This is a genomic window from Cryobacterium sp. N21 (assembly GCF_002929575.1).
Classification (GTDB): Bacteria; Actinomycetota; Actinomycetes; order Actinomycetales; family Microbacteriaceae; genus Cryobacterium; species Cryobacterium flavum.
The window spans coordinates 33699-45234 of sequence record NZ_PJJQ01000021.1 but is presented as its reverse complement, the minus strand read 5'-3'; the positions used below and the strand labels follow the sequence as shown (position 1 = coordinate 45234).

Genomic DNA, 11536 nt, shown 5'->3' with positions numbered 1-11536 from the left:
CCATGACTGGGCAGTTTTCATGGCCACCAGCGGGCATTACTAGTGGCCGCCAGTGGGCCGTTCCTCATGGCCCTTGACAGGCCACGGCTTCACGAACGCGCACCACGATCAGCTTCAGCAGGCTGATCGGCCCGATCAGAAGAGGCTTCAGGGTATTCCAGAGACACAGAATCACGAGCAGGTTTAGCCAACCGGGACCACCGGCTTCGATCTGGGATCGGCAGTAGATGGCTGCAAGCGCATACGGGACGGCGAGCGGCATCGCGGGCACGCCCCACTTCAGCCCGCGCCGCGTGTTGATCGCGTCGATCACGATGGCGGTCGGCATGAATCGGCGCATGAAGAAGTAGCTGCGGGCGGTGGCGGCCAGAATAAATTCGAACATTGCGCGGCCTTTCAGATGTTCGGCAACAAGAACCTGAAGGACTGAAAGTCATACCACCGCAACGAGCGACAGCGCGTAATAGAGGTTGCCTACCAACATTGTAGAACTGGCCGCCCACAGGCGAAAGTGGCGCTCGCACATTTCAGAGCGGATGCTTCCCCGCGCTCCCCTCCCCCGCCCGCGCCTATCCACTGAACGAAAATCTGGACACTATGGCCGGTGAGCGAACGTTTGCCGTGCGGCAAGGTGCCGACGTGTGCGCAGCGACCCTAAGCCTCTATCACGGGGATGCGATGTCCCGGGGGTCGAGATTGGCCGAGTTGACGAAATTGACTCCAGAATCAGGCGACTTGCGGGTGACGCAGATCGAGTCGGTCATCTCTGCGATACCCATGATCCGAACATGATTTGTGCGAGGCACAGTGGGGTTCTTTCGAGACGTGCGCCTTCGAGTTACTGTGTGCCATAACTCGCTGCGACTGACCAGGGCCGTGCAGGAATGCCTGACAGTACCCGTCAGGAATTCCGGCACGCCGACTTCGTTACGATGACCCATCGATCGCGACTGGTGCGAGTCGCGCGGAGGCATGCCAGCCGTCAGTCGGCGCTGTACTTATCGGGCCAACACGCAACCGGTAGTGGGCTCGGCACAGACCTACTGCGAATACCAAAGAGGTTATAACACGTCGTCAAATTCACGTCATCCCTCGTTTGCCGGTTCCGGCCATGCCAACAACGTGGTTCCCTTAGCAGGTCTCGAAGTCGTTGGCCTCTCATCGACCTAAGGCCTCACCCGCATACGCGGCCAGCGTGCCGACGCGGGATTATGGTGCTACGAGGAGGGCCGTGAGGCCAGCAGATCGAACCCCGTGCGATAACCAAGGGAGCTGTCCGTCTTACCTACGACAGTGAAACGCAGCGTGTGCGAACCCACCGCCAACGACCGGTCGCCGAGAGATACCGTCTCACGGGACATCGACGGCCGATAGCCGTCGTAAGCGGAGATTGCCGTAACGCCGTCAAGGCTGACATCAACAATGCCGAAGTGATCGCTCTTGACCATAACGAGCTCCCATTCTTTGACTCCGGCGCTGGAGTTTTCAAATACGATTTGGACGTACTGACCGACCGCATTGGCATCCGTTCGAAGGTATTCGTTTTCCGAAAACTTTCCGCCGACCAGGTACGTGTTGTCGGTTACGAGCAGAGGCGCGGTGTGGGATGCAGAGTTGGCGAATGATTCGGCTTGATAAGAACGGCCGGTCGTCGAGATCCGCTGGTTGTACTTACGCACCGGATAATCCGTCATCGTGCCATCGGCGCCGGCGGTCAAAGACTGGTCCATCCACGATCTTGTGCTGGAATTGTGCAGTGCGAGTAGACCGGCTGCATGAACCTTGGACACCGATGAAGCCGCGACGACATCTTGCTGGAAGATCGCGAAGTCTGCGTATGCGGCGTACCCGGACAGCTCCGCCGAAGTCACTACAGTTTGATCGAGAGACATTATTCCCGTTGGCACTTGAGGTGCGATGGCGTGAAAAGCTTGGACGCGCGCCGCGTTGATCGACGCGACAGCTACAGGGTGACCCGGCACCGTGCTCTCGAACGCAGCGAACGCGTCAACGACTTTTTGGTTAACACCGTTGATTTTCAACTCAATGACGAGCCCCGTCGACGTCGAACCGACGACATCCAACGCCTGGGTGAGCGTTGGAATTTTTTGGCCGGCAAAACGGGAGTCGAACCACGACCCGGCGTCGAGTTGCTGAAGCTCAGCGTAGCTAAAGGAGTTCACACTGTCCGTGCTGCGCGACGGAAATACGGTTTCCACATTCGTGGTGCGCCGGAGATTATTGTCGTGCATCAGTACGACGACGCCGTCTTGCGAGAGTCTTACGTCTACTTCGGCATAGTCGGCGTGCTCGGTCGCCGCGCTGGTCAACGAGGCGAGGGTATTCTCTGGTCGTTCGGCGCTGTTGCCACGGTGTGCAATACCGATGCTTCCACTGTGTCCCTGTGGCCCGAAGTCGGGAATCGAATCTAGGGGTGATGTGGCAACGGCGGCACCCAACGGCGATAGCACGAGCACGCTTGCGGCGACGAGTACCACCAGCCCTGAAGCGATAAATCGAGGCGTGTTATTAGTTTGCATCATGTTCTCCTTTTGGGTGGCGATGAGCCTGGCCGCGGCCCGTCACGGAAAGAAATCGTGCGTCATACGGGCCATTCGCGTAGTGCGAGAACCAGCTGAGCAGCCCGTCCTCCAATGCACGCCGTATGCTTTCGAACTCCGGACGGCCGACAAGATTGTTGCGCTCATTGGGGTCAGAAGCTAGATCGTAGAGTTCGTGCGGTCCATCGGGGAATCGATGCACAAATTTGTCATTGCCCCGTCGAATCATGCGCGTCTCGCCGTATTCATCGCATACCACCACGTCACCACGTGGCTCGTTAGCATCGGTGATAAGCGGCCTTCCGGGAAACACGGAGTCGCTCATTGGCGCTCCCGCGATCTTGAGAAGCGTCGGAAAGAGGTCGTAGGCGCTGCACGGCTGGTCGATGACCGCGCCGGCTGACCATCCCGGGCCTGTCACGATGCACGGTACCTTGACGGAATTCTCGAACACGTTGAGGGGCCACGTCGAATTGCCTTTGCCCCAGATTCCGTGCTGCCCGCACTGGAAGCCGTTGTCGCTGGTGAAAATCACCACGGTCTCCTCGGTCAGGCCTAAGTCGTCCAGACTCGTGAGGATGCGGCCGATTGCGTCGTCCATCGCGCTAACGGCGGCGAAGTACCCCACAAGACTCGGCCGGGGATCCGCTACGGCCCGCTGGACCGCGGGAGCCAGGGAGGGATGGGTCCAGGGGTGGGCATCCTCTTGTGGACAGGACTCAAATGCGCAGTCTGTGTATAGGGCAGTGAATCGATCTGGGTGCTGACCGACCCACGGATGATGCGGGGCCGTAAAGTTGATGCTTGCAAGAAACGGCTGATGCGAGTCGGAAAATGACTCGAGGAACGCGATTGCGGCATCCGCGATGACGTCGGTGACATATCCGCTGGTGTCGTCCCCGACTGCGTCGGACACGAAATCCGCGTCATAGTACGGGCCATGACTTCCCTCGAGGGCCAACCATCGGGTGAATCCTGCGGCAGGATAGCTAGCGTCGCCGAGATGCCACTTGCCGAAGAGACCGGCGCAGTAACCGGCTTCTTCAAGTCGTTCTACGTATGTTTCCTGGCCTTCCAGAAAGCTGTCGGAGCGTTCGCCCTTCGGCGGTGGGGCGATCCAATCAACGACTCCGTGCGTCGACGGCATCTGGCCGGTGAGCATCGAAGCTCGTGCCGGCGAACACACCGGCGACGCCGTGTAGTAGTTCGCGTAACGCACGCCGCGGGCCGCGAGCGCGTCGATGTTCGGCGTGACCATTTCGGCATTGCCATAGGAAGGAAGAGCCCACGACGCCAGATCATCCGCGACCAGTAGGATGATGTTCGGCGTCTTCGGGGATTTATGAGGCATTGGAATGGCTCCGGTCGTTGTCAAAATGGGGCGCAACAAGCGCGACTGTGCAGATGAGACGTCCACGAGGAGTTAGATCATGCGGGATCCGGGCGCTCGCGACCTTCCGACGCAAGCCGGCATCAAAGATGTCGCCCGCGTCGCAGCCGTGTCGGTGTCTCTCGTCAGCTTGGCGCTGAATGGGCGCCCCGGGGTCTCCGAAACTACTCGCGCGCACATCCGTGCGATCGCTAACGAACTCCGTTACACCGCTAACCAAGGTGCGCGGGCGCTGAGGACCGGTCGCTCCGAAATGGTCGGAGTGCTCGCCCGCAATTTGTCCAACCCCTTTTTTCTCGACGTACTCGTCGCAGCGCAGGCAGAAGCTGACGCATCGAGAAGCACGATCATGATGGTGGACTCTCATTACTCGGTCGAGCGCGAGACCGAGCACTTGCTGCACATGGCGGCCCAGCGGTTTGACGGCCTCGCGATCGCTCCCACCGGTTCGGGGAGTTCGATCGAGGTCTGGACGCGTCAGCGCCCAGGAACCCCGGTCGTCGTGTTGAACGCGCGCGCGGTCGAGTTCTCTGGCGTTGTGCACGTCGGTCCGGCGGATGATGATGCCGTCGACCTCGCCGTGGGGCACTTGACTTCCATCGGCCATCGTCGAATCGGCATGATGACGGCTCCGTCCGCAGTGGTTGCTGACCGATCGCGCCTCATTGCATTCCAACGCCACGCGGAACAACGAGGAGGTCGAGAATTTCGAATTATCGAAACGGCTCTCGATCTGGAATCCGTGCGGGAAAACATCCGAGCGGTTCTGCTCGGTCCCAATCCTCCGACGGCATTGATCACCAGCTCCGATCACACAGCGCAAGCCGTCTACGCCGCCGCCGCTCTGGTCGGAGCAAAGATCGGTCGGGATCTGTCGGTCGTAGGGCACGACGATTTGTCGACCTCCGCTTTTCTCGATCCGCCACTCACGACCGTGCGGCTCTCCCGTTCGTCCATTGGCAGGGAGACACTTCGCCGTCTTCTCGACGCCTCGGTAACCGAAGATCACGTTGAACCGGTGCAGCTCATCGTGCGCGGTTCGACCGCTCCTGTACCCTGAGTCGCTCACTCGACTCGTGACGGTTGGGCCGGATGTTCGACGCGCGCTCGTCCGTCGAGGGGAAGAATCATTCCCGGGGTTGCCCTTGTGACTAGTCCAGAGAAGTGCTCTGCGGAATAAGCCAATGTATCTGCCGATTCCCGCGGATCGGCAAAATGAGTGAGTACCAGCAAGGGCGATTCCGCTTCAAGAGCGAGGCGCCCAGCCTCGATCCCGCTCATATGGCCGTGCGCCGAGAAATCCCGACCGTGTGCCGTGACATAGGTCGCCTCGGCGAGAAGGATTGACCCTTGAGAGAAGCGAATAAGTTCCGGCGTGAGAGCCGTGTCCGCGGTGTACACGAGCCCGACTTGGGGGAACCGCATCGACATCGTCGGCACCGGATGGGACGCGGCGAGCGTGTCGATTCGCAAGTCGCCGATGCTGAAACTTGATCCGATCTCAACTTCAACGAAATTCAACTGGGTGCGAAGCGGCGTGCGTAGGTCCTCGAGTGATGGTATGCCGAAGAGTTCGTCGAAGAGCCTGAGGGTGCGCGTGAGACTTTTCGGGGCATACAAGGGTAAGGGACGTCTTCTCACTGGAAACGCACGATGGTAGGCGAGCGCCATGAGATCACCCGAATGATCGAAGTGCTCATGCGAAATAATGACCGCATCCAGGTCATCGAGGCGTCCGGAAGCCGCAAGTGCACTCACAACCCCTGGCCCACAGTCGATGAGAATGGTGAGCCCAGCGGCTTGGAGCAGATATCCCGAGGCCGCTCCCGACCCTTGCGGCGACCCGGCGGAACAGCCGATAACTTCCATCGAAACGACGTTAGTGAGACGGACTGAACCCGATACGTTCGGGGTGGACTCTGAGCGCTGAATCAACACGTGGCTCCTGTGGTGTGACAAAGACGGAAAATAGGCGAATACGAGACACTCATGATTTGGACACTTCGGCTGTCCAGTGCGAGAAGCGTCGTTCGACCACGCGCATAGTTGCGTCGAGAACGTGTCCCACAACCATGAAAAGTACGAGGACTGCAAAAACGCCGGGCACGTTAAACGCGGCCTTATTTTGCATGAGCACGTAGCCGAGCCCATCACGTGAGCCCACGAACTCAGCCGTGACCGCTCCGATAAGCGCGAAGATGAGTCCGATATGCAAACCGGCGAAGATGTATGGCACGGCGGAAGGCAGCCGAAGGTAGCGGAGGATGTGCCACCGTGAAGCACCGAGCGAATGAAACAGCTCATATCGATCTCGGTCACGTAGTTTCAGACCCTGCAACGTGTTTACGAGAATCGGGAAAAAGCAAACGATCCCCACGATGACGACCTTGCCCTCCTGTCCGAAGCCCAGCCACAGAATGATCAGCGGCGCCACGGCGATCTTGGGCAGTGTCTGGAAGGCGACGATGAACGGAACCATAACCCGTTCTAGGTAAGGCACACTGGAAAGTATTCCGGCCACCGCGAGTGCCAACCCTGTCGTGATCGTAAATCCGATGAGTGTGGCCGTGACAGTGGACACGATCGACGGACCGAAGATGCCGCTGACGGTTCCGTCGAAAAGAGCGAGAACAACTGCGCTCGGTGCGGGCAGGATAATGGCCGAGACAAGGCCAGCTGAGGCGAGAATTTCGAGGACGCCCAAGAGCACAATCGCGAGGGTGATTGAGACCGACCACGCCGGGATACGGCGTGAAGACCGTGCGAAGCCCAGTTCGCCTTTGGACGGTGGTGATGCCGCCTGCTCAGTTTCGATGGGGATGGCCCCGGCCGTAGAGTGCACGCTCACTCCGGAACGCCGGCGAGGTCGAGAAGTCGGCGGACGTGGTCAGCGATCTGCTGGAAACCGAGAGTCGTCTGAATCCCGGCAGCGCGCGGTCGTTCGAACGGCACATCGAGCACATCGACGACCCGCCCAGGAGACGACGACATCACCACAATGCGATCCGACAGCAACACCGCCTCACTGATGCTGTGCGTGACGAAGAGAACGGTCTTCTTTTCCGTCATATGCACTCGTTGTAGCTCCAAGTTTAAGCTTTCCCTGGTCATAGCATCGAGGGCGCCAAATGGCTCGTCCATCAGTAGGACGTCTGGCTCATGGAACAACGCCCGAGCGAGAGACGCTCGTTGCTGCATCCCCCCGGAAAGTTCATGGGGGTAGCTGTCTGTGGCCCCGTCCAGATGAACGAGTCGCAGCAATTCGACAGCCCTCGCCCGGTGGTCTCGCTTTCCAAGCTTCAGGATGTCCGCAGGCAACATCACATTCGCCAGAATCGTGCGCCATGGGAGAAGCGCCGGAGTCTGAAAGACCATGCCCATAGCCGCGGGCGTAATGGCCCGACCGGTCCCGGCGAAATCAATCGTGCCGATAGTCGGCGCGATAAGCCCCGCGCACATTTTAAGGAGAGTGGTCTTTCCACAGCCGCTCGGACCTACCAAGCTGACAAACTCACCGCGTCGAATCTCAAGATCCACCGGGCGCAGGGCGATCTTAGGATGACCGGCACTAGTGCTAAAGGTCTTCGCTGCACCAGCAATGTTCAGGATAGGGTCTTCGGCGCTCGAGCGAGAGGACGAAGTCTCTGCGAGGTCCATAATTCTCTTCACTACTGCTGTGTCCATTCCTTCGCCTGCGCGCGGACTACGGCTTCATCGAAATCGTCGATGTCGCTGAGCAAGCTGCTATCCCACACGTCCGAGGCAGCAACATCACTCGTGAGCACTCCGGCCTCGATGAGCATGTTGATGTGTCGCTGGACGGTCTCGCTGTTAGAGAAGCCCCAACCCTCCGACGGCGCACTGGTGTTGGCGTTTCGTGCTTTTAGAATGGCGACTGCCTTAGCGACAGCGACGCTCTCTTCAACTCCGACAGGCCGGCTCTCCGGGTACGACTCCCAGTGCAGCCGAACAGCGGCCTCCGGGTTCTCGTGCGCGAACAGCGTCGCCTTCGCGACCCCCCTGGCGAGCCCGACAAGTGCCTCTCTGTGCTCGTCGAGCATTTTGGGCGTCGTAGCTATGGCGTTGTTGAAACCGACACTCTCAAAGTAGTCATCTTGGATTGGCTCCAATGACATATCGAGCGCTGTATATGCTGCGTCCCACAGTGCAATGACGTCGACGTCACCGTTGAGGATGTGCTGCTTAGCCTCGGCCCCAGTTCCGATAGCCACGATGTCGTAGTCCGTGCTTTCGAGGCCGGCCTTGGCCGCCATTGCTTTGACGAGCGTCACACCGCCAGCCTCTAGGTTCGCTACGCCGATCGTGGCACCCTTGAAGTCGGCACCTGAGGTAATTTTGCTCCCGGCAGGAACCTGGGGCATCAAGAAGTTGCCGGGAACGTGGTCGTAGAACGCGATAAGTTCGGAACCAGCCGCATTTGCCGCAAACATCGGGTCGGGCGGACCCTGCGCGACGTCGATCTGTCCAGCAGCGAGAGCCTGGAATGCCGCGCCACTGCCAGGAAAACCTAACACTTCCACTTCCAACCCCTCTGCTTCCCAGTAGCCGAGCTGAATGGGGAGCGACGTGTAGGGCGATTGGTCGGGCCCAGGCGCAGCTGCGGCGACACCGTATGTGATATGAACAGGTTCTTGCGCGATGGACTCGGCAGGAACAGGTGCGGACTGTGCACAACCGGCAAGAACGCCGACGAGGAGGGCGGCAGATAGAACGGCGAGAGTGCGATTCATGGTTTCTCCGAAATATGAGGAAGGGGGAACGCCGCACTGTACTTTCACTTGTGCGCCACTACGAAGCTAACTCAATCGATTTAGTCGCGGATGGACAGCACCTGAACAGCGGCCGAACTGTGCGCAGCTTCCGTCGCCCTGGGTGCAGAATTACCATGCCTCTTCGCCACCTGATTCGTTGTGGCCGGCTCACGCGGGATTGAACCGCTTAGACGCCGTGGGATCAACTCTCAACCTGACCGCCACCGACGAGATGGCGTGCGCAGATATGCTGGCACCCCCGGCACGAAATTTCGGTGTCTACGAATCTCCGGTGGGAGACGACCGGGAACTTTACTGTCACTGCTGGAATTCATCAGGCTGAAGAGGAAGACTGGGGCACTTCCCCCGACTAGCGCAGACATAAGTACCCGAAAGCGGATCCTGGGTTACATTGAACACTCAAACAGCATCACCGCCGTTCGTGTCCATTGGGACACTGAAGACAACAAGACATTGAGACTGACCTTCCTCTCCGCTGGCGATCTCCGCGGCGACATCACCGGAATCCCTAGCTGGATCAGGAATTGAACGCTCGATGATGGGAAACGTCCGCTGGGCTTTTTGTTCCGCAGCAAACACAGAGGCGTGGACTCCTGGTCGTACTGCCCGCGGCACAGTGACGACGGGCTCAGTGAGGAATCCCTAACCACAACCGAAGCAGCCCCATCAGCCGCGACGATGCATCCTTGCTTATCGTCGATGAACGGTTCGGACTCACCGTCTACTGAATTGCAGAGTGAGCCTTGCGGCGACAGCTGGCCGGACTGCAACGTACATCGAACTTGTTGCCAGGCGCTGCGCCGCCTCAAGCGCAGCGCGAGCGCGAGCGGCGTCGAGCTTCTGTGCCGTCGACTCCGGTGCGGCACCGAGCGGCTTCGCACCCGTGATGGCATAGCGGTCTCGGTAGGCCGCGACGGTGCATCCGTTTTGGTGCCAAGCGACGGCCGCCGGACCTCGCGGCTCCGGCCCAAGCGCTCGAGTCCACGGCTCGCCCGCTAGCAATGCTTCGTCGAGCACGGCGGCCGCTCGCGACTCGATCAGGTCGGCCCGCTCGGCCAACGCCTGGCGCATGGCAGCGTCCATCGGCCCGAGCGCACGAGGGATTAGCCCGGCGACGAGACGCAGTGCACGGCGCGTGCGACCCGCTCCGGTGGCCCGCGAGACGACCACTGCGACCCTAGCTTGCAGAACTGCCGCAATGTCCTGAGCGTCCTCGAACCCACGAGCCGCAACCACCCGCGGCAGCAGGCTCGCCACGTCGACATAGTGGGCCTCGGCTCGCCGCAGCTCCGCGGTCAACGGGCCGAAGGCACCCGAATTGATCACATCCGAAGCTTGCAAAGGCGACAGGCCGCTCTCGCGCACGATGGAAGCCCACCGGTCGTGCTGCGCGGCCGCCGCGAGAGTCTCGTACTCCGCCGCGAGTTGCGCCACCGATCCCCAGGCATCCTGCTCGGCCGCCAGAGTCTCATGCGCGGACAGCTCGGCGCCGACGTGCTGCAGAATGCCACAGAGAATGCTGCGCGCCGTCACGTCCGCAGCATCACCCGGCCGCGGACCCACGTGGGCAACATCGGGCCGGTCGACGGCGACATAGGCGGTGTTCGCCTCGCGTCCCCGCGTCATCGCGACGTACAGGTTTTCGCGCGGCATGCTCGGAGCGACGACGACGTGCGCGGTGTCGGTCGTGATTCCCTGCGCCCGATGCGACGTGACCGCGTAGCCCAGCTCGACGTGCTGCGCGACGTATGACGCGGGCAGCAGCACCGTGCTCCCCCACCGCCGACCCGGCCGGCGCACGTCGACCGAACCGTTTCGATGCACGCCGATCACACTCCACCGATCGCCATTGCGCACCCAACTGCGCGACGCATACAGCCGCCAATCGTTCCGCCGGGTGATGACCGTGTCACCGACGGCCCCGCGAGTTCCGTCGTGCAGGGCGACTTCGTGCAGCGCGTCGACCTGCCCCTCGAGAATCAGTTCGGTGCGAGCGCGCACGTTCAGCGCCGCGACGGCCTCGTTCGAGTCGCTGATCAGCACGGTCGACTTGCCCGAGCGGATGTCCGCCCGCCACGCCTCGTAGGCGGCATCGGCCATCGCCTCGGTGCTGCCATCGCGCAGGCGATCATGCGCGGCATACCGGCCGATCGAGTCGGGGTTGCCTTGGCGCAGTACGAGGGAGGCGGTCTTCTCCCAGTCGTGCACGAAGCGGTGCACGTCGGTGAGTTCGGGGGCATCCGCTCGGTCGTGCACGAGCAGCGAGAACGCGCCGCCCGCGTCGACCGACTGCAGCTGCGCGTAGTCGCCGACCAACAGCATCTTCGCGCCCGCATCCAATGCCAGCGCGGTGACCCGATCCAGCGGAATGGTGCCCGCCAACGAGGCTTCGTCGATTATCACGAGTTGACCAGCTATAAACGACGAACCCTGGTCGACATGCGTTTGCCACCACTTCGCCAGGTTCTCCGTCGCGATGCCGAGGTCGGTAGCCAGCACCGTCGCGGCGGCAGCCGAAGGAGCCAGCCCGACGACCGAGCCGACTCCGTGAGCTGATTCCCACGCCCGCCGAAGCGCGTTCATCGCCGTCGTCTTACCGGCGCCGGCCGGCCCGACCAGAACATCGATCACGCGGCCCGAACCAGCAACGGAAGAGAGCGCCGCAAGCTGGTCATCGGCGAGCCGCCCACCACCCGGTAGTCGCGATGAAGCGGCCGAACCGAGCGACACACGTGGTGCAGTCAAGAGCGCGGCCCGCTCGAGCAGCCGAGACTCAGCGTCCAGCAACTCTG

The 11536-nt window shown here is 61.0% G+C and carries 9 protein-coding genes; 1 reads left to right on the top strand and 8 read right to left on the bottom strand.

Annotated features, from left to right (window positions below):
* Positions 1 to 64: 64 nt before the first annotated feature.
* The 3 genes from CXY77_RS01465 to CXY77_RS01455 all read right to left on the bottom strand — a co-directional run bounded on the left by CXY77_RS01465 (position 65) and on the right by CXY77_RS01455 (position 3912).
* The gene (locus CXY77_RS01465) at positions 65 to 385 is read right to left on the bottom strand and encodes a hypothetical protein (RefSeq protein WP_104129497.1); all 321 of its coding nucleotides are present in this window, start codon (positions 383 to 385) and stop codon (positions 65 to 67) included.
* Between the two features lie 832 nt (positions 386 to 1217).
* Complete coding sequence (locus tag CXY77_RS01460; protein ID WP_104129496.1) at positions 1218 to 2543, bottom strand: glycerophosphodiester phosphodiesterase family protein; 1326 nt, start codon at positions 2541 to 2543, stop codon at positions 1218 to 1220.
* Positions 2530 to 3912 carry a sulfatase gene (locus CXY77_RS01455; RefSeq protein ID WP_104129495.1) on the bottom strand — a complete coding sequence of 461 codons (1383 nt, stop codon included), beginning with the start codon at positions 3910 to 3912 and terminating at the stop codon, positions 2530 to 2532. Before CXY77_RS01455 ends, CXY77_RS01460 begins: the two co-directional genes overlap by 14 nt.
* Before the next feature lie 79 nt (positions 3913 to 3991).
* Here CXY77_RS01455 and CXY77_RS01450 point away from each other — a divergent pair, with 79 nt between their 5' ends.
* Positions 3992 to 5011, top strand: a complete 1020-nt coding sequence (locus CXY77_RS01450; protein ID WP_104129494.1) for a LacI family DNA-binding transcriptional regulator — start codon at positions 3992 to 3994, stop codon at positions 5009 to 5011.
* 5 nt (positions 5012 to 5016) lie between these two features.
* Here CXY77_RS01450 and CXY77_RS01445 read toward each other — a convergent pair whose 3' ends face one another.
* The 5 genes from CXY77_RS01445 to CXY77_RS01425 form a co-directional block, all read right to left on the bottom strand.
* The gene (locus tag CXY77_RS01445) at positions 5017 to 5820 is read right to left on the bottom strand and encodes an MBL fold metallo-hydrolase (RefSeq protein WP_140425438.1); all 804 of its coding nucleotides are present in this window, start codon (positions 5818 to 5820) and stop codon (positions 5017 to 5019) included.
* A 118-nt stretch (positions 5821 to 5938) separates the two neighbouring features.
* The gene (locus tag CXY77_RS01440) at positions 5939 to 6799 is read right to left on the bottom strand and encodes an ABC transporter permease (RefSeq protein ID WP_104129492.1); all 861 of its coding nucleotides are present in this window, start codon (positions 6797 to 6799) and stop codon (positions 5939 to 5941) included.
* On the bottom strand, positions 6796 to 7635 hold the full coding sequence (locus tag CXY77_RS01435; protein ID WP_199181835.1) for an ABC transporter ATP-binding protein: 840 nt from the start codon (positions 7633 to 7635) through the stop codon (positions 6796 to 6798). Before CXY77_RS01435 ends, CXY77_RS01440 begins: the two co-directional genes overlap by 4 nt.
* Positions 7620 to 8702, bottom strand: a complete 1083-nt coding sequence (locus CXY77_RS01430) for an ABC transporter substrate-binding protein (protein WP_104129491.1) — start codon at positions 8700 to 8702, stop codon at positions 7620 to 7622. The genes CXY77_RS01435 and CXY77_RS01430 overlap by 16 nt, the downstream gene beginning before the upstream one ends.
* 756 nt (positions 8703 to 9458) lie before the next feature.
* Positions 9459 to 11489, bottom strand: a complete 2031-nt coding sequence (locus CXY77_RS01425; RefSeq protein WP_369831283.1) for an ATP-dependent RecD-like DNA helicase — start codon at positions 11487 to 11489, stop codon at positions 9459 to 9461.
* Between the last annotated feature and the right edge of the window lie 47 nt (positions 11490 to 11536).

What these genes read in the sequence shown, in the direction of transcription:
- CXY77_RS01465 (WP_104129497.1), bottom strand. Translation starts at nt 385, where the DNA reads ATGTTCGAATTTATTCTGGCCGCCACCGCCCGCAGCTACTTCTTCATG.
- CXY77_RS01460 (WP_104129496.1), bottom strand. Translation starts at nt 2,543, where the DNA reads ATGATGCAAACTAATAACACGCCTCGATTTATCGCTTCAGGGCTGGTG.
- CXY77_RS01455 (WP_104129495.1), bottom strand. Translation starts at nt 3,912, where the DNA reads ATGCCTCATAAATCCCCGAAGACGCCGAACATCATCCTACTGGTCGCG.
- CXY77_RS01450 (WP_104129494.1), top strand. Translation starts at nt 3,992, where the DNA reads ATGCGGGATCCGGGCGCTCGCGACCTTCCGACGCAAGCCGGCATCAAA.
- CXY77_RS01445 (WP_140425438.1), bottom strand. Translation starts at nt 5,820, where the DNA reads ATGGAAGTTATCGGCTGTTCCGCCGGGTCGCCGCAAGGGTCGGGAGCG.
- CXY77_RS01435 (WP_199181835.1), bottom strand. Translation starts at nt 7,635, where the DNA reads ATGGACACAGCAGTAGTGAAGAGAATTATGGACCTCGCAGAGACTTCG.
- CXY77_RS01430 (WP_104129491.1), bottom strand. Translation starts at nt 8,702, where the DNA reads ATGAATCGCACTCTCGCCGTTCTATCTGCCGCCCTCCTCGTCGGCGTT.